At 31.5% G+C, this 22908-nt stretch carries 22 protein-coding genes; 5 read left to right on the forward strand and 17 right to left on the reverse strand.

The genetic code is table 11. From position 1 onward, the window contains the following. Positions 1-23 precede the first annotated feature (23 nt). The gene (locus tag Q0873_RS11710; protein ID WP_299107399.1) at positions 24-614 is read left to right on the forward strand and encodes a TonB-dependent receptor plug domain-containing protein; all 591 of its coding nucleotides are present in this window, start codon (positions 24-26) and stop codon (positions 612-614) included. Between the two features lie 74 nt (positions 615-688). Here the strand turns inward: Q0873_RS11710 and Q0873_RS11715 are convergent, their stop codons facing one another. From Q0873_RS11715 to Q0873_RS11745, 7 genes are read right to left on the reverse strand one after another with little or no spacing between them, the layout of a single operon-like run. Next, positions 689-1393, reverse strand: coding sequence for a DUF2071 domain-containing protein (locus tag Q0873_RS11715; RefSeq protein ID WP_299107401.1), 705 nt, complete (start codon positions 1391-1393; stop codon positions 689-691). Between the two features lie 10 nt (positions 1394-1403). Next, positions 1404-1799, reverse strand: coding sequence for a hypothetical protein (locus Q0873_RS11720; protein WP_299107403.1), 396 nt, complete (start codon positions 1797-1799; stop codon positions 1404-1406). A gap of 12 nt (positions 1800-1811) precedes the next feature. Next, positions 1812-2576 (reverse strand): methyltransferase domain-containing protein, encoded by a 765-nt coding sequence (locus Q0873_RS11725; protein WP_299107405.1) that lies wholly within the window; start codon positions 2574-2576, stop codon positions 1812-1814. Continuing rightward, entirely contained in the window at positions 2567-3304 is a 738-nt protein-coding gene (locus Q0873_RS11730; protein WP_299107407.1) for a DUF2071 domain-containing protein, read from the reverse strand. Before Q0873_RS11730 ends, Q0873_RS11725 begins: the two co-directional genes overlap by 10 nt. Then, positions 3298-3660, reverse strand: coding sequence for a DoxX-like family protein (locus Q0873_RS11735; protein ID WP_299107409.1), 363 nt, complete (start codon positions 3658-3660; stop codon positions 3298-3300). The genes Q0873_RS11730 and Q0873_RS11735 overlap by 7 nt, the downstream gene beginning before the upstream one ends. A gap of 11 nt (positions 3661-3671) precedes the next feature. Further along, a complete protein-coding gene (locus tag Q0873_RS11740; RefSeq protein ID WP_299107412.1) occupies positions 3672-4547 on the reverse strand; it encodes a class I SAM-dependent methyltransferase in 876 nt (291 codons plus the stop codon). Positions 4548-4601: 54 nt separating this feature from the next. Continuing rightward, positions 4602-5108, reverse strand: a complete 507-nt coding sequence (locus Q0873_RS11745) for a helix-turn-helix domain-containing protein (protein WP_299107414.1) — start codon at positions 5106-5108, stop codon at positions 4602-4604. Between the two features lie 90 nt (positions 5109-5198). On the opposite strand from Q0873_RS11745, the gene Q0873_RS11750 reads away from it, so the two are divergent. From Q0873_RS11750 to Q0873_RS11760, 3 genes are read left to right on the forward strand one after another with little or no spacing between them, the layout of a single operon-like run. Beyond that, positions 5199-5954, forward strand: coding sequence for a glycosyltransferase (locus Q0873_RS11750; RefSeq protein ID WP_299107416.1), 756 nt, complete (start codon positions 5199-5201; stop codon positions 5952-5954). A 45-nt stretch (positions 5955-5999) separates the two neighbouring features. Beyond that, positions 6000-6482, forward strand: coding sequence for a sigma-70 family RNA polymerase sigma factor (locus Q0873_RS11755; protein WP_299107418.1), 483 nt, complete (start codon positions 6000-6002; stop codon positions 6480-6482). Continuing rightward, the gene (locus Q0873_RS11760; protein WP_299107419.1) at positions 6466-7083 is read left to right on the forward strand and encodes a hypothetical protein; all 618 of its coding nucleotides are present in this window, start codon (positions 6466-6468) and stop codon (positions 7081-7083) included. Before Q0873_RS11755 ends, Q0873_RS11760 begins: the two co-directional genes overlap by 17 nt. 48 nt (positions 7084-7131) lie before the next feature. Here the strand turns inward: Q0873_RS11760 and Q0873_RS11765 are convergent, their stop codons facing one another. From Q0873_RS11765 to Q0873_RS11810, 10 genes are all read right to left on the reverse strand, one after another. Further along, positions 7132-8400 carry a DoxX family protein gene (locus Q0873_RS11765; RefSeq protein ID WP_299107420.1) on the reverse strand — a complete coding sequence of 423 codons (1269 nt, stop codon included), beginning with the start codon at positions 8398-8400 and terminating at the stop codon, positions 7132-7134. Positions 8401-8468: 68 nt separating this feature from the next. Next, entirely contained in the window at positions 8469-10574 is a 2106-nt protein-coding gene (recQ, locus tag Q0873_RS11770; RefSeq protein WP_299107839.1) for a DNA helicase RecQ, read from the reverse strand. Between the two features lie 79 nt (positions 10575-10653). Further along, positions 10654-13824 (reverse strand): S41 family peptidase, encoded by a 3171-nt coding sequence (locus Q0873_RS11775; protein WP_299107421.1) that lies wholly within the window; start codon positions 13822-13824, stop codon positions 10654-10656. A gap of 64 nt (positions 13825-13888) precedes the next feature. Continuing rightward, complete coding sequence (trpA, locus tag Q0873_RS11780; protein ID WP_299107422.1) at positions 13889-14659, reverse strand: tryptophan synthase subunit alpha; 771 nt, start codon at positions 14657-14659, stop codon at positions 13889-13891. A gap of 84 nt (positions 14660-14743) precedes the next feature. After that, a complete protein-coding gene (gene trpB / locus Q0873_RS11785; RefSeq protein ID WP_299107423.1) occupies positions 14744-15919 on the reverse strand; it encodes a tryptophan synthase subunit beta in 1176 nt (391 codons plus the stop codon). 15 nt (positions 15920-15934) lie between these two features. After that, a complete protein-coding gene (locus tag Q0873_RS11790) occupies positions 15935-16588 on the reverse strand; it encodes a phosphoribosylanthranilate isomerase (protein ID WP_299107425.1) in 654 nt (217 codons plus the stop codon). Positions 16589-16732: 144 nt separating this feature from the next. Next, on the reverse strand, positions 16733-17521 hold the full coding sequence (gene trpC / locus Q0873_RS11795) for an indole-3-glycerol phosphate synthase TrpC (protein WP_299107427.1): 789 nt from the start codon (positions 17519-17521) through the stop codon (positions 16733-16735). A 151-nt stretch (positions 17522-17672) separates the two neighbouring features. Beyond that, positions 17673-18659 (reverse strand): anthranilate phosphoribosyltransferase, encoded by a 987-nt coding sequence (gene trpD, locus Q0873_RS11800; RefSeq protein WP_299107429.1) that lies wholly within the window; start codon positions 18657-18659, stop codon positions 17673-17675. A gap of 10 nt (positions 18660-18669) precedes the next feature. Further along, positions 18670-19263: an aminodeoxychorismate/anthranilate synthase component II gene (locus tag Q0873_RS11805; protein WP_299107431.1), complete on the reverse strand. Its 594-nt coding sequence runs from the start codon at positions 19261-19263 to the stop codon at positions 18670-18672. Between the two features lie 84 nt (positions 19264-19347). Then, positions 19348-20739, reverse strand: coding sequence for an anthranilate synthase component I family protein (locus Q0873_RS11810; RefSeq protein WP_299107433.1), 1392 nt, complete (start codon positions 20737-20739; stop codon positions 19348-19350). Between the two features lie 477 nt (positions 20740-21216). On the opposite strand from Q0873_RS11810, the gene asnB reads away from it, so the two are divergent. Next, a complete protein-coding gene (gene asnB, locus Q0873_RS11815; protein WP_299107435.1) occupies positions 21217-22878 on the forward strand; it encodes an asparagine synthase B in 1662 nt (553 codons plus the stop codon). The last annotated feature ends 30 nt before the right edge of the window (positions 22879-22908 follow it).

Here is a 22908-nt window from a genome sequence, read left to right on the forward strand (position 1 = left end):
GCTCTATTTAAAAAATTCAAATTATGATACTAAGAAATTTAACATTGGTATCTTTATTCTTTTTCGCTCTTAACATGTATGCTCAAGATGAGAGTAAAAAAATTGTTATTAGAGGAATTTTAAAGACGGATAAAGATGCACCTGTAAAGAAAGCTTCCATTTATATTGACAATAAAAACACGAAGAGAAGGACGGATCGTCAAGGAGTTTTCTTAATTGTCTGTGATGAAAGTCCTAAGAAGATAAAATTTGTTCACAAAAAACATGGTACAAAAGAAATAGAATATAAGGGAGATAGTATTATGAGTATTGTTATGAAGGATAAACGCCCTGTATTAAGAACAAGCAGGTATATTCGATTTAATAATATTTATGATTACTTACGTGGACGACCTGGTGTAATTGTTAATAGACAAAAAGTATATATCCGTGGAATTAATTCTTTTAATTCATCTACAGAACCTTTAATTCTATTAAACGGAACTCAAGTACATGATGTTAGTAACGTTAATATAAATGAGGTTAAAAGAATTACGATACTTAAAAAACCTGATGAATTAGCAACCTATGGAATGAGAGGAGCCAATGGAGTTATTCTTATTGACTTATACTAAATAGCTTCTATTTCAATATAAAATTTTACAACCTCATAAGAAATATCTTATGAGGTTTTCTTTTTATTACATTATTACAAAACAGTTTTATTCTCTACACTTATTTCTGAACCCTCTAATAGAAATACAGAACTTGGTTGTTCCTTTTGTAAAAAAGAAAAATCACTACCATAGGTTATTGAAAAATCTACATCTACTAGGAAATTGTTAACTTGATAAGAATCCCATGTTGGATGTTTCACCTCGTATTCAGTTGTTTTATTCCCATCCTTTGCATACCCCCAATAGTGTTCTGCAATAAACTCTACCTCCGTATTTTTTTGAATAGGTTGAGATTTGACTTCACTTTCAACTGAAATGGTATTCCATCTTTTTCCTGTCTTCCACTGATAAATTATTGTCTTCTTATCATTTTCTTCTTTCCAAATATGCTTCATTGGAAGTGTTTGGTAATTTTCCTTATATATGGTATTTGCCACAAAGGTAATAGCAGGTTTTGGAACAATTTCTTTAATAAAAACTACTCCTCTTTTGTACTCATCTCCAACTTTTCTTTTCACATAAAATCGAAGATTCACTTCTTCAAAATTCACATGAAACGGTACTTTAACACCGAGTAACTTGGTATCTAAAAACATAAATCCAACTACACTTACATAACAGGCATCTTTATAAAAATCGAGCTCAGTTCCTTTCGGTACATAAGGAAGTAGTACCTCTGGATTTACCTTGTAATTAATCATTATTAATTTGCGCCATGCTGCTTTTAAAAAACTCATATTGTTTTATTTAATTCATTGAGACAATTCCAAAAACTATACTCATATATAGCCATAAAAAAGTAAAAAAAATGTGTACAACTGTTTCAAATAATTTTCCCTTCCAAAGTTGAGAAGAATATACAAATAACTGCATAAAAAATCGAATTGTCCAAAATATTGCGAAACCTAAAATTATAGTTTTACCTAACTGAGTTGTTAATAAATCTCTAGTAGATGTCAACAGTAATATTCCCATTAAAAAAACAGTTAATCCGATAAAAAAAGTATGAACTTTCATCATCTGATGATTCATCAAACTCAATTTTTCCAATTCTTCTTTCCAATTAAAATACTTTGGAAAAATAATATGAACTATAGCCAATAAAACTAATAGCGAGCCAATAATATAAAAATGTATTTCCATAGGTTATAATATTCAAATTGATTTTGAAAAATTAAAAATTGACATGAACGGGGTAAATTTTATTTCATTTTTAATGCTTAAACCCGCTTCTTTAAACACATTCTTCCATGTGTTTTTAGAAAAGAAATGTGTAAATCCAACAGAGAACGCTAAAAAGTTAGGCAAATCTCTTAAGTGTTCTACTAAAATTATCTTACCCTTATATTTCAAAACCCTATTGCATTCTTTTAAGAAAGTTACCTTCTCACTATTCGAACGTATTTCATGCGCTGCTGATAATAAAAAAATAGTATCAACCGATTTATCTTTTAAGGGTATCCTATTTGTTTTTATGACTTCTGTATTCGGGTAAACTTGACTAACTTTTCTAGCTATTTTAATAGCTCTTTCTGTATGCTTAAGCTCCTCATAAAAATCAAAAACCTTTAAAGTTGATTTTGACAACTTCCTTTTTATGATAAAACTTGTTTCATCAAACCCTGCATTAATATTCAATATTTTCGTATTTCTTGAATCAACTAACTCTAATTTTTCCAACCATTCGAAATCATAATATCTCGAATAATCATATACATAAGCTGATACTATTAATGGAATTAGCAATCCATAACTAAAGAATAACAAGATGACCCATTTAATATATTCTGGCCAATTAAAAAAAGATTGTAAACACCATAATACAATTAACGCAGAAACACCTATAATATAAAAATGCCTATTAAAACTGAGTATATTTAATACCCCTTGAAACCTTTTTCTTTTTCTATTTATTTCCATAGTTCAATTCTCCCTTTTTTCCAATAGTATGGAATGTCTTCTATAACAAATGCATTTGCAAGTTTTGCATCTTTTAATTCAAGATCTCTTATAAATGAAAAATTATAATCGAGAATTTTAATAGGCTTAGGTTTCCAATTTCTTCTTACTCCTTCAATAATTAGCATTTCTTTTTTATGCTTATCATAAGTGAAAGTAAACGGTAATGGTCCCGCATACCTCCTTGCTTGTTTCCAATTTAAAAATGGTGAATCTTGAGGAAGTTGTGTATTGTCTTCTTCTTCAGTAAACATTACTCTAAAATCAGACTTTTTTGAATAAATGACTTTTTCTTTCTTAGATTCTAGTTGATGTATATCAGTGGTAGTATAGTTATAATGGGTAAATATATTCCCTCCTATCTCCATCTTCTTGCTATCTGTTTCTGATTTCAAAATGTATAACCCCCTTAATCTTTTTCCTTTACTTGTAGTATATTTTACAAAAACGCGGTATCCTATTAAAAAGAAATCATTTCCCATAATTTTTGGGAATCCTTTTGGACGCAAGTCTTTCGTTTGAACCATTGCTACTGCTAAAAAAGCCCATTTATTATCAAAAACGTCCAATAATAAACTCTCAGGAATTAATGGTTCTAAATCCTCTTTTGGAATTGCAAAAGTTAAAACGAGAGACCTTTTAAAAAATGCCGCTACAGAAAATGGATGATTCTTTAAAGATGCTAGCATGACAAAAGTTTTTTGGGAATTAATTTGAATTCATTCATATAAATAATAACAACAAAAAGTGAAGCAAAAAGAATGTTGAATTTCCCCCATAATAAAAGGTCAGGCGCGTAAATAAATTCAATAATATTCATTAAGAGTATTACACTAATTTGTGTTTGTGCATTTAACCTTGACTTAAATTCTGACAGAATCCAGAGTACCATTATAACCTCTAAAACTCCAATCGCAACGGTTAATTCTCTCGAATAATTATCTCCTAATATCCTCGAAACTATGGCTTCATGCCTCGGAACTAAATTTAATATTTTACAGAATAGCCCATTAATTAACCAAACTATTGTTATAAGGATTCTCATTCTTTATTCTTTTACTTATTTTTTTCTGCAGAAACTATATAATAACCAAAATCTTGCATGCATAAACTTGTTAATAATGCATAAAAAGATCCCTTCATATTATGAATACTCTCTTCTTTTAATTCTTCATTGTTTATGATTTTTCTTAAAATAAACCCTGAAATAGCAAAAGGCACATGCAATACTGAAGGGGCTACTCTATACCATATATTCTTTACTTTGACGTTTTTAAAACCAATGTTTTCCATATCCTCCTTTACCCTATTAATATTTCCTAACCTTTCTAAACTCCAACATTTAGATAAACCTCGATGTACTTTTTTTGAGAAAATGTTCATTTCCTTATAATCTCTTTTTACAAAAGCATCGGCCATAACAAATTTTGAATTAGGCTTTAAAACTCGATATGCTTCTTCTAAAGCCTCTTTTGAACATCCTGAATGGCAAAAGCTCTCGATAGCCATAGCACCGTCAAACTTGTTATCAGAAAATTGAGTATGCTTATAATCAATATTTTCAATCTTCGCTTGGTCATTATTTATAAAGTTGTTCCCATATTTTACTTGAAACGGTACTATTGTACATCCAGTAATTCGCAATTTTTTATGGTTATTTATACCATATTTCATGGTACCTCCAATCCCACATCCTAAATCTATAATATGTTTCTCTTTATTTGCTACCTCAAGTAATGAGAATAGTTGTTCGTTCATCTGATTTAACATAGAATCTCTCTTTAATAGCGAGGTTTTAAAAGGTATATAATACCCAAAGTGCATGTTTAAATCTTTACTCCAAAATGAATAATCTTTAGTTGCCTCATTATACAATTTAATCATTTCTTCCTCATTAGTACATTTCTTTTCTCTCTTTAATACTTCAATCATTTTCTTACAATTTTAAACTTTCAGAAATTTTTGAAAGTTTAGGTTTAAATTTTTTTACTTTTTAATCATTTTGGTAAAATTAGAGAGCAGCCAATGCTCATCTGCCTTAATCGCTTTATCTAAAATACCATTTACTGTATTGGTTACTGAAGATAAGTCTCCCATTAATTTTTTAAACTGCTCTACTTCCTCTCCTTCACCTTTTACATTTTCTTGGAGTTCATCTAAAACCTTTAATACCGGCTCCACTTCTCTCTTCTTACGTTCTTTAGTAACTTGTTTGAACAGTTCCCAAATATCTTTATCGGCAACGAAAAATTCTTTACGCTCTCCAGCTATAAATTCTTTACGTACTATTCCCCAATCAATCAACGCACGTACATTCATATTTACATTTCCCCTTGAAATTTTTAAGGCCTCCATAATTTCATCGGCAGACATCGGTTTGGAAGTAACTAATAACAGCGCATGTACCTGTGCCATGGTTTTATTAATTCCCCAACTCGTAGCCAAACTACCCCAAGTATGAATGTATTTTATTTTTGCGTCTTCTAATTGCATGGTTCAAATATACAACTATTTTTAAAACTTTCAATAATTATTGAAAATAAAATATCTTTTTATTAAAATCAATATGATTATATTCAATTTATGAAACGTTTAATAATTATTATTCCTTGTTATAATGAGGCAGCCCATATAAAAACCGTGCTTAATCAAATTATTAATTCTTTTCCTTTGCATCCCTCTATAAATTTCGAATTGTTTATTCTTGATGATTGTAGTACAGACAACTCTTATGAAATACTTCAAAAATTTAAAAATAAATACTCTTTTATACATTTAATGCATCATAAAGAAAATAAAGGTATTGTTGAAGCTACTAAAAATCTTATTTCAGCAGCTCTCAAACAAAAACCAGATTATCTTTTAAAATGTGATATGGATACAGATTTTTCACATCCTATCATTCTAAAAAAATTTCTACCTTATATTAATAAGCATATAACCAATCATTCATTTTTAATTGGCATCAGGAAACTAAATGAGAACTCGAATTGTTCTGATTTTGAAATTGTAGAAAAAAACAAAATGAATTCTTACCTAGTAAATGAACTTAATATTAAAAACTATGAACCTATCTCATCAGGAGTTCAGCTTTACGATGCATTTTTAATTCAAAAACTATTAAACAATCAATTAGTTATAGATTTCAATGAACGTTGGGGGTTAGATATTTTGTTGCCTGTATTAGCTACTCTTTTGGGTTATTCTACAACTCAAATTTTTATAGCCCAAGGTTCATATCAAATAGAAAGAAGATCTAAGGAAAAAATAGAAAAGCAGTATCAGATTTATTATCGAATTTTTAAATTATTAGAAAAACGAAAAAAAAATAGATATTGATGTAATAATTTTAATTCTAAGATTACTTATCAAGAAAATACAATTTTGAGTAACGATTTTTATACGGCATCCATTTTACCTCATTCAGGACTTATCATTAAAATTTGTAGAGCCTATACAGACTCTCAAGAAGATTTTGAAGATTTCTATCAGGAAGCCTGCTTACAAATTTGGAAAAGTAGAAATGCTTTTCAAAACAAATCAAAGTGGTCTACTTGGATTTACAGAATTACTTTAAATGTTTGTTTAACTCTTTCTAAAAAAAACAATAGAAAAGGATATGCTACAAACAACATACAACAGGAATCTGAAGAGAATAGAGCTTTTGAAAATGAAAATCTGAATTTATTATATGATGCTATTAAACAACTATCTGAAGTAGATCGAGCAATCATCTTATTGCATTTAGAAGAAAATCCTTACAAAGAAATTGCTGCTATTATTGGAACTAGCGCTAACAATATTGCAGTTAAAATTAACAGAATTAAAAAACAATTAAAAATATTACTTGATGGAAAGATCAATTGAAAAAATATGGAACGAAGCGTTTATAGATGAACAATCTCTAATTGCTCCAAAAGTAATCGATATATACAACAAAAAATCAAAGTCAATCATTAATAGGATTAAAAGAACCTATGAACTTGATAATAAAGGACTACTTCCTATGGCTGGTATTGTAGTTATTGGGGGAATTCTCTTATCAGAAACAATCATCGGAGCATATGGTGCTTTTTTAATCTTATGCTTATATGTATTCAACACTAAATTGTTAAGTAGATTCAACACTATTGATGTGAAATCTGATAATTTGACCTATTTAAAAAACTATAGAGCTATTATAACTGACGTAACCAATGCGACAAAAAAGCTATTTATTTTCGCCATTCCATTAGCCGTATTGTCTATATTTATTTTAGCCCATAATATTAAAGAAACCAGTTTTCTTTCAAAATTTATTTCCGAAGATACTTCCTTACTTCAAATGGCAGGCATTGGCCTTGTTGTTACAGTAACCGTTGGAATAATTGGCTTGATTGTTTTTAAAATTTCTACCAAGATAGTATATGGAACTCTTATATCTAAGCTAGATGATGTTATCAATGAAATTGAAGAAATAAAAAATTAATAACAAACTCCGAAGTACAAATGATACTTCGGAGTTTAAGTTTATCTATTAATCTTCTAGGTCTCTTATCAGTTTGGTCTTCCTCATCAAACGATAATCTAAGAGCGTTTTTGATTTAGTCTTAACCATTATAGAATCCCCTTTATATTTCCCTTCAAAAACAACTTCTTTTCCCGTTTTTGAATAGCGAAATTTATACGGACTATTTACAGTATCTTTTTTTGAAATTAGCTCAATCGTCTTGGTTACAGTATCTGCCTTAAAATCATAATAATAATTTTCTCCATCCATTTTTTCTAATCGAAAACTTCCTCTTTTCCATGAAGATCCATTAATAGAAAAACTTTTCCATCTCCCATCATTCTCAATCTTTAGAGTATCATTCTTACGAACCTGTTCTATTACTTCATATTCTCCAGATATCGTTGGCGTTGTATCTTCTTTAGCATATTCTAAAGCTTCTACTTTGTGGTGGTAAAGCGAAATGGAAAATAGTATCAGTATTCCAGCTTTTATATAGTTTGCTATTTTTTTGTTTTTATCAAAAAGTGATTTCTCTTTAATACTAGTGGTAGGTAAATTAAACACAAAAAAATTAAGTAAGTTTTTTGCATAAGGCCCTAATAATACAATGATCATACATAACAAATGAACAGCAAACATTTTTACAGTAACATCATAACCAATGTCTATTATAACCACATTTAACATAGCTATTAATAAAATGAAACTTCCTAAAAAAGTAGTTCTTCTAAACAATAACAAAACACCTCCTATAAACTCCACCAATCCTGTAACTATGGTGTAAAATTTAGAGCATCCCATAAATGCCCATAAAAGTCCCATTCCAGTAAAGTCTCCTAAAGGGGTTTCCAACCTGTCAAAACTCATTACTCCAAATTGAGTAGGTATTAATTTTGCTAATCCATATAATGCTAATGTAAGTCCAACATGGTATCTTAAAATTGTTCTTAGTAGCTGCTTTACTTTTACATCATAGTACCATTTGAACTTTCTATCTAGAAAAATCCAAATACAAGAAAACAGTATAGATAACACAGCTATTAAGGAAAACCTACTAAAATCGTATTTGGAATCGAATCCATTATAGAGTAGATTCCTATTAAATTCCCACCCGAAAAAAGTTTCTCCGAACCAAATGGTTATTCCTTTCCAAAAAGAAAAATCATCAAATTTAAAGTTATGAATGTACTCCAATCCATAGGGGTATATATAAAATATAAAATACAGGAGTATAAATCGAAGTAAAAATTTATTCCATACATTCATGTCGGGAGACGCTACAGTTGTTTTCATAGTAATTTACATCTTTTGCAAGTACTCAAATATAAATGATTTTGAATACTTTCTTTAAATGCAAAAAATTATTTTCTCTTTTGTAAAATCGTCAATCCTATACGTATTTGCTCGTAAGGAATTTTCTCTCCTAAAAATTCAAAATAGGGTTTTAAAGCGGTTTCATTTCCTAGTACTTTTTTAGCATTGGCAATTTGTTTTACAATATCTGCATCGATAAACTCATCCAAGCTCACATCTTTCCCATCCAAGTATAATTTTGACAAATGAGAAAAAATCGTTTGAGGTTTTAAGTTCCTTTTATGTGCTATTTCATCTACAGAAAGTCCATCTTTATATAGATTGTATGTTTCTAGCGTAGTATCTTTTTTCTTTCGTTTTTTCTCACCTAAAAAGGTCTTTATTTCTTCTATAAATTCCCCTCCATATACTTCTAATTTACGTTGTCCTACCCCACTTATTGCTAAAAAATCATCATCTGTTAACGGTCGTTCCCTCTCTATTTCGCGTAAAGTGGCATCACTAAAAACTAAATAAGCAGCAATATCTTCTTCTTGCGCAATGCGATACCTCAACTTTCTTAGACGTTCAAACAAAGTATCAGATGCAGCCTTTTTAGATTTTTTCTCCTTGATAACTTCTTTTGTTTCTTTTTTGATTTCAACAGGTGTAGTTAATTCAATCTTTTCTCCTTCAAACAATACTTTTTTCGAAAATTCGGTTAATTGCAATACATTATTTAAATGAAAGGCAATTTGACAATACCCTTGGTTTATCAACTGAATGATATAATGTTGCCAATCTCTCCAAGAAATTCCTGCCCCTACTCCATAGGTTTTTAAGGTCTGATAATTTTTATCTAATACATTGGCATTTTTTGCTCCTCTAAGTACATCAATTACAGTTCCCATAGCTTCTTTTTCTTGCAATCTATAAATTGCAGACAACGCCTTTTGAGCTATAACCGTTCCATCAAAAAATTGCGGAGGATTTTTACAGACATCACAATTTCCACAGTTTTTCTCAATGAGTTCACCAAAATAACTTAACAATATTTTTCTCCTACATACAGTAGCTTCCGCAAATTGCTTCATTCGATCCAATTTTGCTTCTTGAACTTCTCTATTTCCAGTATTGGCTATGAATTGCTTTAATTGTATTACATCTGCATAACTATGAAAAAGTAAAGCATGTGCTTGTAACCCATCTCTTCCAGAACGACCTATTTCTTGATAATACCCCTCTATGTTTTTAGGCATATTATAGTGAATCACCCAGCGTACATTGGATTTATCTATTCCCATTCCAAAAGCAATGGTTGCACAAATAATTTGCACATCATCTTTTACAAAGTCTTCTTGAGTTTTTGTTCTTTCTTCGAGATTTAATCCTGCATGATACGCCTTTGCATTAATACCACTCTGATTTAGTTTACTGGCTAACTGCTCAGTTGCCTTTCTACTTAAACAATAGATTATTCCAGACTCATTGGGTCTTTTATTGATGAACTTTACAATTTGTTGTACACGATCATTTGCTGGTCGTACTTCTAAACTTATATTTTCCCTATTAAAAGAACTAACAAATCGAGTTGCGTTTGATATGACTAGTTGGGTTAATATATCTTCTTGAGTTGCTTTATCTGCCGTTGCTGTCAAAGCGATTATAGGCACCTCGGGTAAACTTTTCCTTAAAAAAGAAAGTTGTTTATAGGAAGGTCTAAAATCATGTCCCCAAGCAGAAATACAGTGCGCCTCATCAATCGCTACACAACTAATATAATCTTGATTTAAGATGTGTTGAAGTAGAGATAAACTCTCGGGAGCAACATATAGTAAACGAATGGTTTTATTTGCTACTCCATCAAATACTTCTTTTTGTTCCTCTTGAGATTGAGTGCTATTGTAAAAAGCTGCTGAAATTCCATTTGCTTTTAAGCTATCTACTTGGTCTTTCATTAAAGCTATTAAAGGAGAAATAACCAGCGTAATTCCTTCGAAAAACAATGCGGGTAACTGATAACAAATAGATTTACCTCCTCCTGTAGGCATAATGACCAATGTATCTTTTTTATCCAATACATTTTCTATAATCTTTTGTTGATCTAATCGAAAACTATCGTATCCAAAATTAGTTTTAAGTCTTTCTAATAATTCGTTCTCTGTTATCTGCATCATAGGACAAAAGTAACCATAAAAAAAGCGTAGAATTTAAATTCTACGCTTGATTTTATCTATTCTATTAAAGAATGTACTATTTGATATCTTGCAATAATACTTCCACTGCTTTTTTCAATTGTGCATCTTCTCCTCTTTCTTTCCATCCTGGAGCATTCTTTACTAAATAATCTGGCACTGCAGGAGCATCGTTTTCCATATTCTCACCTGTTTTCTTAACAAACCAAGCTCTAAATGGCATTCGGATAAATCCATTTTGCAAACGTTTACCTCCTGTAGAAATTACGGCTCCGAAAGTTGGTTGACCTACTAATTTCCCTAATCCTAAGTTCTTAAATGCATGCGAAAAAATTTCTGCATTAGAATAACTATTCTCATTACATAAAGCTACTACAGGTTTTGTATTTACAGATAGTATTGCGCGCTCATTAAATGGATAGTTCTTGCTATATTTCTTATGATTTTTTAAGCTTTTTTCTGCTCCTCTCGGAATTGTATATGCATGCTGATCTACATTTAATACAGCCATTAAACGATCGGTAGTCCAACCTCCACCATTATAACGTACATCAATTACAATTCCTTTCTTTCCATATCCACTCGCTTTCAATTCTCTTTCAAAACGCTCAAAACTCGGCATGCTCATACCTTGAATATGTATATAGCCTAATTGACCGTTTGAATATTGATCTACTAACTTTTTACGAGATGCCACCCATGCTTCATATTGCGCTGTTCTTAATGAACGTTGCGGACGGATAATTACATCGTTTCCATTCTTCAAAGTCAATAGAATTTCACTTTTCTGTGTGTTCTTTAATAAACTATAAAAATTCGTATTCTTCTTAACTTCTTGTCCATTTACAGAAGTGATAACATCTCCTACGTTTAACTTACTTTTTGACTTATCGGCAACAGTGTTCTCTAAGACATATACGACACGAGCTCCTTCAGAAGTATTTTCAACTTCTAATCCTAATAATCCTATTTTATCATTGGTATTTCGAGGAGCACTTCCTCTATATCCCATATGACTGGCATTTAATTGCCCTAGTAACAGGTTATACATATATGAATAATCTTGATGTGTAGAAGCAGACAGTACCCATGGTCTGTATTTTTTCACCAATCCATTCCAATCGTACCCATGGAATTCCGGATCGTAAAACCCTGCAGTTAATGCTCTAATACCTTCATCAAACACTTGTGCGTATTCCTTTTCTTTATTCTTAGTATAAGTTGCTGAATGTGGTAAGCCAGTAATTTTATCAGATTTTGTATTTAACTCTTTTAGTTTTCCTCCAGAAACAAAATATACTTTTCCTTTATTCATATCAAAACCTCCTGCTCTAGATACTCCTTTGATAGCTTTTGGTTTTGTTCCGTCCCATTTAATCTTGTACAATCCTCTTTTCTTTGTTGCTGGATTTGTAGCTGAAAAATAGATAAAATCACTATCAGCACTAAATACTGAACTAAATTCATTGTCTTGTAGAGAAGTTACTTGAACTAAACGATCAAAAATTCTATCTGCATCAATCGTTACTTTAACTTCCTTCTTTTTCTTAGACTTCTTCTTATCTTTTTTATCTGATTTTTTGTCTTCTTTTTTCTCAGGATAATAAGAACCTTCCTCGTGATCTAGCTTCGATTTTTCCCAATCTTCTTTTTGTAACCAAACCATCCAAACGTCATAATTAATTCCGTTTCTGTTTGAAATAAAGGCTAACTTTTTTCCATCAGCACTCCAAACTGGACTTCTATCACTTCTTGGGTGCATAGAAACATTCATCTTCTGAGATTTATTTGCAACCGATTGGATAAATATTTCACTATCGAAATTTAAATCTTCTTGAGAATAGGCAATATACTTACTATCTGGACTCCATGATAATCCTTCTGCTGCTGCCCAAGAATCTGAATATACTTGCGGTTTTACTATTTTTCCGTCTTTGATATCTGCTATCATTAAAGTACCTCTTCCCACTTGATAAGAAATCTTCTTACCATCTGGAGATACTATTGGATTTTCTACATCTTCTTTACTATTGGTTAACTTAGCAACTTTTGTCTTTAAACTTCTATGTAATCCTACTAAAGTATCGGTTGATACCGCACTATATAATTCGAAGTGACCATCTCTATCAGAAGTAAAAACAACGGTTTTATCATCTAACCACTGCGGACTACGATCTCTATATGGGTGCTTACTAACGTTATTTGAACGCTTTTTCTCTTTGTTATTTTCTTTAACAAAAATCTCCCCATTGACTTCTATGGCTACTTTTTTACCATCAGGCGAAACTGCATATCCTTGAATCCCATTAGAAACCGTTTTTGTTTCTTCTTCTGCAAAACGATTATCTGAAGCAATGTTTAATTTAATTTTCCTAGCACTACCGTTTTCTAACTTATACGTATCTACTCCACTTAAATAAACAATTGTACCATTATTACTTACAGAATATGTACGTACTCCATCTTTCGTTTGTGTAGTTAGTTTTGAAGCAGTTCCATTTGCGGTTCCATTTGCAGAAATTGTTTGTTTATAGATATTATAACGACCACTTTTTGCTCCGATATAATATAAGTTTCCTGCTGCATCCCATTTTGGAGAATGGTCGTTCTTATTGCTTGTTGTTATTTGGTTATATTGTTTTGTGGTAGTGTTATAAATCCAAATATCACGTTGTGCAGAACCAGAATAGTCTTCACGAGATATTCTACAAGCTCCTTTTGTAAATGCTATGAATTTACCATTTGGTGATAATTGTGCATCTTCTCCATATGCTGTTAGCAAACGTTTTGGAGTTCCTCCATTTTGGTTTACTGAATACATTTGACGATCCCATTCTGGACCTCTATATACTCTTCCTGTAGAGAATAAAATTTCTCCTTTAGAAGTCCAGTCAGTAGGAATATTTGCGGTTGGATAATAAGTTAATTGCTTAGGAACACCACCATTTAATGTTGTAATAAAAACATTATCGTTTCCTTTTCTATTAGAAGAAAAAGCGATTTCTGTTCCTTTTGTATTCCAAACCGGATTACTCTCATATCCTTTATGAATTGTTAATCGGTTTGCCTGTTTTGTATTGAAATTATAAGTCCAGATATCTCCGTGATAGCTAAACGCCATTTGAGATGCATCTGGACTAATAGCTGGCATTCTAATTAAGGTATGCTGTGCCAGTAAAATATTGCTGGTTAGTACCGCAATTACTAATAGTAATCTTCTAGTAGTCATTATATATCATTTAAACTACTAAAGTACTTTTTTAAGTTCTTTTTTGTAAAAATTTAGCAATAACTTAACAATTCTTTATGCTTTTAACAAAACTCCCTATTCCTTCAACTCCATTTTTATCTAATTCTTTGATAAATGCAGAACCAATAATAGCTCCATTCATATATTCACAAGCTGTAGTAAATGTTTTATTATCTGAAATTCCAAAACCAACAATTAACTTGCTTTGCAAATTCATTACTTTGATTCTATTAAAATAATCTACTTGTTTTTGCGAAATTTCTCCTTTAGCTCCAGTAATAGATGCTGAGGCTACCACATAAATAAAAGCATTGGTTAATGCATCTATCTTTCGAATACGCTCTTCTGATGTATGTGGAGTAATTAAGAACACATTTGTAATTCCATAACTATCAAATAACTGTTGGTAATGACTTTCAAACTCTACCATAGGTAAATCTGCAATGATTACAGTATCAATTCCACAGTCCTTTACTTTTTGGCAAAATGCATCTTCTCCATATTTGATAATTTGATTCAAATATCCCATTAAAACCAATGGCGTTTTATTCGATTCTTTAATAGACATTAGTTGCTCAAAAACCACATCTAAATTCATTCCATTATCTAAAGCAACAGAACTACTATGTTGTATCGTAGGTCCATCTGCCAAAGGATCAGAATAAGGTAAACCTACTTCTATAAAATCAACTCCATTCGAACTTAATTCAGAGATAATACTAGTGGTATTTTCTAATTTTGGAAAACCCGCTGTAAAGAATATAGACAATAAGTCTTTATTTTTTTGTTTAAATATTTGTTGAACTGAATTCATATTTTCTTTTTTGGTCATTGTGAGGAATGAAAAGACCTGGCAATCTTGTTATACAGATTCCTTCATTTCATTCGGAATGACGAATTAGCTTAAATGTTTAATATAGGTTTCTAAATCTTTATCTCCTCTACCTGATAAGTTGATGATAATTGTTTGATCTTTTTTCAAGTCCATCTTTGGTAAAACTGCTAATGCATGTGCCGTTTCCAATGCAGGAATAATTCCTTCTATTTTTGTTAACTCATATGCAGCTTCTAATGCTTCCTTGTCAGTTGCATTCATAAATGTTGCTCTCTTTTCATCAAATAAAAAGGCATGCAACGGTCCTACTCCTGGATAATCTAACCCAGCTGAAATTGAATATGGTTCTACTATTTGCCCATATTCATCTTGCATTAAAATCGTTTTACTACCATGAATTACCCCTACTTCTCCCAGTTGCGAAGTAGCTGCACTTTCTCCAGAATGTACTCCTAAACCAGCAGCTTCAACAGCAATTAGTTCTACATCTTCATCATCTAAATAATGATAAAAAGCACCTGCTGCGTTTGAACCTCCTCCCACACAAGCAATTACCGTATCTGGGTTTTCTTTTCCAGTATGCTCTTTTAATTGCCACTTCATTTCTTCTGAAATAACTGCTTGTAAACGAGCTACCATATCTGGATATGGATGTGGACCTACTACAGAACCAATTAGGTAATACGTATCTGGATGCTGTATCCAATAACGAATAGCTTCATTAGTCGCATCTTTTAATGTTTTACTTCCACTAGTTGCAGCAATTACTTTTGCTCCTAGCATTTTCATACGAGCTACATTTGGCGCTTGACGTTTGATATCGGTTTCTCCCATAAACACAATACACTCTAAGCCCATTAATGCGCAAACTGTTGCCGTAGCTACTCCATGTTGCCCTGCTCCTGTTTCTGCAATAATCTTGGTTTTTCCTAATTGTTTTGCAATTAAAATCTGACCAATAGTATTGTTTACTTTATGTGCACCAGTATGGTTTAAATCTTCTCTTTTTAAATAGATAGTAGCACCATATTTTTCTGATAATCGTTTTGCTAAATACAGCGGACTTGGCCTCCCTACATAATGCTTTAGTAAATCTTTATACTCTTTTTGAAAAGTTTCAGATTCGATAATTTGAATATAATTATCTTCTAGTTCCTTTACGTTTGGATATAACAATTCTGGAATAAATGCTCCTCCAAACTGTCCGTAATATCCGTTATGATCTGGTTGAAATTTCATATGATTCGCTTTTGGCTATAAGCTCGCTGCTATATGCCTTAATTTCTTAATGTCTTTTACTGATTTTATTCCTGGCTTTGTTTCAAATTTGCTATTCACATCTAGTGCATGAATAGGTAAGTTTGACTTTAGAAGGTTTTGTACTTCTGGTAATTCTTTTAAACCAATACCTCCACTGAGAAAAAATGGTACTGTTGAATTGTAATTTTCTAAAACTTTCCAATTGAAGGTAATTCCATTCCCTCCTCTTTCTTTTCCTTTCGTATCAAACAAAAAGAAATCTACAATTGCTTCAAAAGGTTTCAATATTGAAAAATCAAACTCATCTTTTACTCCAAAAACCTTTACTATTTCAATCGTTTTGGGTTTACGCTTCTTCTTTAATTGCGCTATCAATTCTTCCTCCGCCGTTTGAAATGCTTCTTTTAACTTCTCAATATACTCAACACTCTCATCTCCATGTAACTGCACTACATCTAATTGATACTCTTGAATTAAAGAAACTACAATCTCTATGTATTCATTTACAAATACTCCTACTTTTTTTATTCCTTTAGGCAACTCTGGAATAATTCCTTCAAAATTCCTTGGAGACCTATCATAGAAAATAAACCCTAAATAGTCGGGTTGTACTTCAGCAACTTGCTGAATATTTTCTACGTACTTCATTCCGCAAACTTTTAGTAAAAGTCCCCGTTCCCCCAAAGGGGGACAATTCGTTGTTTTATTTCTATTCTTTTTTTGCATAACCTTAATACATCTCTCTTTTTTTACTCTAAATCGTTCCTTTAAATCCCTCCCTTTGGGAGGGCTTTATCTAATTTGCTCAATAAATTCTTTACAAGCTTCTCCTGGATCTTCAGTTTTCATAAAGTTTTCTCCTATTAAAAAACCTTGAAAACCGTGCTCTTTTAATCCTGTAATAATTCTAGGATCTGAAATTCCACTCTCTGAAACTTTCAATGCAGTATTCGGTATTTGACTTGCCAACTTCATCGAGTGTTCTAAATCAACTTCAAACGTTTTTAAATTTCTATTGTTAATCCCGATAATCTTATTATCCAAATCTCCAATCTTATCTAAATCTTCCTGAGAGTGTACCTCATACAACACTTCCATACCTAAATCGGTTGCTAGCTGTCCGTAATTTTTTAACTGTACTTCATCCAAACAAGTTGCTATCAATAATACTACATCCGCCCCAATTGCTTTCGATTCTACTACTTGAAATCCGTCAACAATAAAATCTTTTCTAAGAATAGGTTTTGTTGTATTAATACTTCTAGCTTCCATTAAATCCGCCATAGTTCCTCCAAAAAAAGAGGTATCTGTTAAGATAGACTGTGCTGCTACATTAGCATCTAAATAACCATTGGTAACCTCACTCACTGTAGCTTTCTCATTGATAACACCTTTAGATGGTGATTGTCTTTTAAATTCCGCAATAATTCCTGTTGAATATGGCTCTAATAAAGATTTCTTTAAAGAAATAGCCTCCTTTTTAAAATGCGGACTTTCTATTAATTTTTTCACAGGAATCTCTGCTTTAATCTTTGCTATTTCCTGTTTTTTAAATGCTATAATTTTATCTAAAATGGTCATACTTTTTAATTATAAATTACGAATGAGTAATTATGAATTTTATTCTATTTCGAATAGTTTTTACTTATAAAGAATAATGTATCAAATTGTATTTAGTTCTCGATACAAATTTACTCGTTCCTCGTAAATTCACTCGAACAGACATTTAATTTTAACCTACTAATTTTTCTAATGAATTTTTCGCTTTTAACCCTAATAAAGAATCCTTTGCTTCTTCAAAAGCTACTTCAAACGATTTGTTTTTATCAAAGGTTTTTAAAGCGAATGCAGCATTGGTTAAAACCACATTATTTTGCGCATCAGTTCCTTTTCCATTGATAATATCAACAAATATTTTTGCAGCTTCTTTTACCGTATCCCCTCCAAAAATATCTGATTGTTGTAATTGCTTTTGTCCTAAATCTAGTGGAGATATTTGTTGTTCTGTTTCTTTAGTAAACAATTTAAAATCTCCCGTCAAAGATATCTCATCATAACCATCTAAAGCATGAACAACCCCATAATTTACATTGGTTTGTTGTAACATATAATTGTATACCCTGGCTACCTCTAGATTAAACACTCCTACCAATTGATTTTGCGGTGAACTTGGATTTACCAAAGGTCCTAACATATTAAAAAATGTCTTTACTCCTAATTCTCTTCGAATCGGTGCCACAACCTTCATCGCTGGATGGAACAATGGTGCATGTAAAAAACAAATATTAGCTTCTTCTAATTGTCTTTTTAAGGTACTCTCATTATTCGTAAACTGGTATCCTAAAAACTCTAACATATTTGAAGATCCAGAAGCTGAAGAAACTCCATAATTACCATGTTTTGCTACTTTATTTCCTGTTCCTGCTACAATAAAAGACGTTAACGTAGAAATATTAAAAGTGTTCTTTCCATCTCCTCCCGTTCCGCATAAATCAATTGTATTAAAATCCGACAGATTAACCTTTACTGCCAACTCCAATAAAGCCTCTCTAAATCCAGAAAGTTCATCAACCGATACTGGACGCATTAAAAAAACTGTAATAAAAGCTGCTATTTGAGATGCATTATATTTCTCTTGAGCGATATTAATTAATACTTCCTTCGACTGTTCTTTTGTCAATCTTTTTTGCTCAAATAAGGTATTTAATATTTTTTTCATTGGAACGGCTTTAAGCTTTAATTTTGAGACTTTCAACTGAAGTAATAAAATTCTCTATCATCTTTTTACCTTCTGGTGTTAAGATACTTTCTGGATGAAATTGTACTGCTTCCACTAAATATTCTTTATGACGTAGTGCCATAATACTTCCTGCGTCATCAATTGCTGTAATTTCTAGTTCTGCTGGAAAATTATGGTGAGAAGCAATCCAAGAATGGTAACGTGCAGCTTCAAAAGTTTCAGGAATATCTTTAAAAGTAATGGTATTGTTTTTAGTTACTTTCATTTCTGTAGCAACTCCATGAAATACATCATTTAGGTTTTCTAACTCACCTCCAAAAACTTCTGTAATAGCTTGTAATCCTAAGCATACACCAAAAATTGGAATCTTTCCTGTATAAGTCTTTATCGTTTCTTTTAAAATTCCAGCTTCATCAGGAATTCCAGGTCCTGGTGATAAAATAATTGCATCATAGTTTTGAATCTCCTCAATAGAAATTTCATCATTACGATACACATCTGGTAACTCACCAGTAATATCTTCTACATAATGCACCAAATTATAGGTGAATGAATCGTAATTATCTAGTATTAAAATTTTCATCTTTTTTAGTTTTAAAGTTTGAATGTTTATAGTTTATTCAGTTTTATTGCTTTCTAACTTGTTAAACCTTTTCAACTTTTACACTTAAATATTTTCTGCCAACACCAAAGCTTTCTTTAATGCTGCTAATTTGTTATTTACTTCTTGTAACTCGTTTTCTTCTTTAGAGTTGATTACTATCCCTGCTCCTGCTTGGTAATACAATGTATTGTTTTTGCTTACAAAAGAACGAATTGCAATTGCTTGGTTTACATTTCCGTTTAAGCCAATAAAACCTACACATCCACCATAAAAACCACGTGTTTGATTTTCATACCTATCAATTAACTCCATAGCTTTATATTTTGGAGCACCACTTAAAGTTCCTGCTGGAAAGGTATCTCCTACAATATTCATTGAGTTTCCTTTAATAGTCCCTGTAACCGTAGAAACTAAGTGTATTACATGACTAAAATATTGTACCTCTTTGTAGGTTTCAACGGTTACATTGGTAGCATGTTTACTTAAATCATTACGCGCTAAATCTACAAGCATTACATGCTCCGCATTTTCTTTAGGATCATTTGCTAATTCTTTTGCTAACTCTCTGTCTTTTTCATCATCTCCTGTCCTTCTAAAAGTCCCTGCAATTGGGTTGATAATAGCTTGTTTATCTTCTATTTTAATTTGTGCTTCTGGTGAAGATCCCATTAACTTAAAACTTCCGTAATCAAAATAAAACAAGTATGGTGATGGATTTATTGAACGTAACGCCCTATATACATTAAACTCATCTCCTTTAAACTGTTGTTGAAACTGACGAGATAATACCAATTGAAATACATCTCCCCTTTTGCAATGTTCTTTTGCTTTGGTAACATTTAATTTAAACTCTTCATCTGTTACGTTAGAAGTTTCTTCTCCAATGAAATTAAAATCGTACTTCGCAAAAGATTGAGAATTCACTAAATTTTCAATCTCAGATAATCTAGATTCCTCTCCTTCTGGAATATTTTCAATTAAAATTAATTCATTCTTAAAATGGTTAATTGCAACTATAAATCTAAAAAAGCTGTATTGTAACATTGGAATTGCAGATGGTGCCTTTTGAGAGTTAAATTGTACGGTTTCAAAATACTGCACAGCATCGAAAGTTGTATATCCATACAAACCATTAAATGATTTAATTTCATCTGTACAATCTACTTCAATCAATTTGCTATATTCCTCAAATTTTTGATAAAAATCTCGTTCTATAGGTTGTGTTTCTAGAAGTTCTTTTTGATAGGATACCGAAATACTATTTTCTTCAGCTTTTATTGTAACCATTGGCTCTATACATAAAAAAGAATAACTATTTTCTTTACTATGATAATCTGAACTTTCCAACAATAAACTATTTGCATATTTATCACGAGTACGTAAATACAAACTCACTGGAGTAATAGTATCAGCTAATTGTTGTTTGGAAATTGTTGTAAACTTGATTTTATCCATTATTTCTTTGTCAGGTCGAGCGCAGTTGAGACCATTTTTAAATCTCTTTTTGTTTAAATGACCTCTCGACTGCGCTCGAGGTGACATTTGTTCTAATTTCTAAATTTGTTATAACAAAAAAGGCTTATCATGAGATAAGCCTTTTCGTTGTATTATAGATATAACAGTATGGTCTCACTAACGTAAGTTACGAGATTTCCACCACCAGTTATTTAATAATTGTTTCATCATTGTGGTACAAATGTATAAAGTCATTTTGATTTTGCAAACTTTTCTTTCAAATTATTTAATTCAACTACAAAATAGTAAGTCTCTTTGAACAAATAGCAATAAACAGATTTCAATTCAACACAAAAAACAACTTAAAAGTTTTAATTTATAACTATAATTTAATTTTTAGTTACAATTAAAAAACATATGTTGGTTATTTGTACCAGAAATAAACCAAAAAGAATAAAATTTTAAAAAGATATAGTTATGTGTGGAATTGTATGTGCGTTTGATTTAAAGCAGTCTTCAGAAGAGCTAAGACCACAAATTTTAGAAATGGCAAAAAAGATTCGTCATCGTGGACCGGATTGGAGTGGTATTTATAATGATCAAAAAGCTATTATGGCTCATGAAAGGTTAGCAATTGTAGATCCTACATCTGGACAACAACCGTTATTTAGTCATGATCGTCGTTTTGTATTAGCTGCCAATGGAGAAATATACAACCACAAAGAAATAAGATCTCAATTAAAAGAAAAACACCAATTCTTAACAAAGTCAGATTGTGAAGTAATCTTAGCTTTATACAAAGAGAAAGGAGTAGATTTTTTAGATGACTTAAACGGAATCTTTGGATTTGCAGTATACGATTCTACTACAGATGAATATTTAATTGCACGTGATCATATGGGAATCATTCCTTTATATATGGGATGGGATAAAAACGGAACTTTCTATGTTGCTTCAGAATTAAAAGCATTAGAAGGATATTGTAACAAAATTGAAATATTTCCTCCAGGACATTATTACACCAGAGAAGATGGTTTACAAAAATGGTATCAAAGAGACTGGATGGAATACGAAGCGGTAAAAGAAAACCAAACTTCTATTGACGAATTACGCGATGCTCTAGAAGACGCTGTGCACCGCCAATTAATGAGTGATGTACCATATGGAGTTTTATTATCAGGTGGATTAGATTCTTCTATCACCTCAGCTATCGCAAAAAAATATGCTTCTAAACGAGTAGAATCTGATGATAAAGATGAGGCTTGGTATCCACAATTACATTCTTTTTCTATTGGTTTAGAAGGGTCTCCCGATCTAGCTGCTGCCAAAAAAGTATCTGATCATATTGGAACCATTCATCATGAGATCACCTTTACTATTCAAGAAGGACTTGATGCTATTAAGGATGTAATTTATAACTTAGAAACCTATGATATAACTACCATTAGAGCATCTACTCCAATGTATTTAATGGCACGTGTTATTAAATCAATGGGAATTAAGATGGTGCTTTCAGGTGAAGGTGCTGATGAGATTTTTGGTGGATATTTATATTTCCATAAAGCTCCGAATGCAGAGGAATTCCATAAAGAAACTGTTCGTAAACTGGATAAATTGTATCAGTATGATTGTTTAAGAGCCAACAAAAGCTTAATGGCTTGGGGTATTGAAGGTAGAGTTCCTTTCTTAGATAAAGAGTTTATGGATATAGCGATGCGTATTAACCCAGAAGATAAAATGATTAATGGAGAACGAATGGAAAAATGGGTATTACGTAAAGCTTTTGAAAGCTATTTACCAAAAGAAGTAGCATGGAGACAAAAAGAACAATTTTCTGATGGAGTTGGTTACAACTGGATAGATACTTTGAAAGAGGTTGTAGAAACTGCTGTAACAGATGAGATGATGGCAAATGCCGCTCATAGATTTCCAACTCAGACTCCACGAGCAAAAGAAGAATATTATTATCGCTCTATTTTCGAAGAGCATTTTTCAAGTGAAACTGCTGCATTAACGGTACCATCAGTTCCGTCTATTGCATGTAGTACTCCAACAGCATTGGCTTGGGATGCTAGTTTCCAAAACCAAAACGAACCTAGTGGTAGAGCCATTAAAGCGGTACACGAGGATGCTTATTAAAAGCTCCTAATGTTCTTATTAAATTTTTAG

This window comes from uncultured Tenacibaculum sp., assembly GCF_947498805.1.
Classification (GTDB): Bacteria; Bacteroidota; Bacteroidia; order Flavobacteriales; family Flavobacteriaceae; genus Polaribacter.

Bases quoted from the DNA above. Each gene is read 5' to 3' on its own strand.
- Q0873_RS11765 (WP_299107420.1), bottom strand. From the start codon at position 8,400: ATGAAAACAACTGTAGCGTCTCCCGACATGAATGTATGGAATAAATTT.
- trpD (WP_299107429.1), bottom strand. From the start codon at position 18,659: ATGAAAAAAATATTAAATACCTTATTTGAGCAAAAAAGATTGACAAAA.
- Q0873_RS11750 (WP_299107416.1), top strand. From the start codon at position 5,199: ATGAAACGTTTAATAATTATTATTCCTTGTTATAATGAGGCAGCCCAT.
- Q0873_RS11710 (WP_299107399.1), top strand. From the start codon at position 24: ATGATACTAAGAAATTTAACATTGGTATCTTTATTCTTTTTCGCTCTT.
- Q0873_RS11730 (WP_299107407.1), bottom strand. From the start codon at position 3,304: ATGCTAGCATCTTTAAAGAATCATCCATTTTCTGTAGCGGCATTTTTT.
- Q0873_RS11735 (WP_299107409.1), bottom strand. From the start codon at position 3,660: ATGAGAATCCTTATAACAATAGTTTGGTTAATTAATGGGCTATTCTGT.
- Q0873_RS11715 (WP_299107401.1), bottom strand. From the start codon at position 1,393: ATGAGTTTTTTAAAAGCAGCATGGCGCAAATTAATAATGATTAATTAC.
- Q0873_RS11775 (WP_299107421.1), bottom strand. From the start codon at position 13,824: ATGACTACTAGAAGATTACTATTAGTAATTGCGGTACTAACCAGCAAT.
- asnB (WP_299107435.1), top strand. From the start codon at position 21,217: ATGTGTGGAATTGTATGTGCGTTTGATTTAAAGCAGTCTTCAGAAGAG.
- Q0873_RS11745 (WP_299107414.1), bottom strand. From the start codon at position 5,108: ATGCAATTAGAAGACGCAAAAATAAAATACATTCATACTTGGGGTAGT.
- recQ (WP_299107839.1), bottom strand. From the start codon at position 10,574: ATGCAGATAACAGAGAACGAATTATTAGAAAGACTTAAAACTAATTTT.
- Q0873_RS11805 (WP_299107431.1), bottom strand. From the start codon at position 19,263: ATGAAAATTTTAATACTAGATAATTACGATTCATTCACCTATAATTTG.
- trpB (WP_299107423.1), bottom strand. From the start codon at position 15,919: ATGAAATTTCAACCAGATCATAACGGATATTACGGACAGTTTGGAGGA.
- Q0873_RS11740 (WP_299107412.1), bottom strand. From the start codon at position 4,547: ATGATTGAAGTATTAAAGAGAGAAAAGAAATGTACTAATGAGGAAGAA.
- Q0873_RS11810 (WP_299107433.1), bottom strand. From the start codon at position 20,739: ATGGATAAAATCAAGTTTACAACAATTTCCAAACAACAATTAGCTGAT.
- trpC (WP_299107427.1), bottom strand. From the start codon at position 17,521: ATGACCATTTTAGATAAAATTATAGCATTTAAAAAACAGGAAATAGCA.
- Q0873_RS11720 (WP_299107403.1), bottom strand. From the start codon at position 1,799: ATGGAAATACATTTTTATATTATTGGCTCGCTATTAGTTTTATTGGCT.
- trpA (WP_299107422.1), bottom strand. From the start codon at position 14,659: ATGAATTCAGTTCAACAAATATTTAAACAAAAAAATAAAGACTTATTG.
- Q0873_RS11725 (WP_299107405.1), bottom strand. From the start codon at position 2,576: ATGGAAATAAATAGAAAAAGAAAAAGGTTTCAAGGGGTATTAAATATA.
- Q0873_RS11790 (WP_299107425.1), bottom strand. From the start codon at position 16,588: ATGAAGTACGTAGAAAATATTCAGCAAGTTGCTGAAGTACAACCCGAC.
- Q0873_RS11760 (WP_299107419.1), top strand. From the start codon at position 6,466: ATGGAAAGATCAATTGAAAAAATATGGAACGAAGCGTTTATAGATGAA.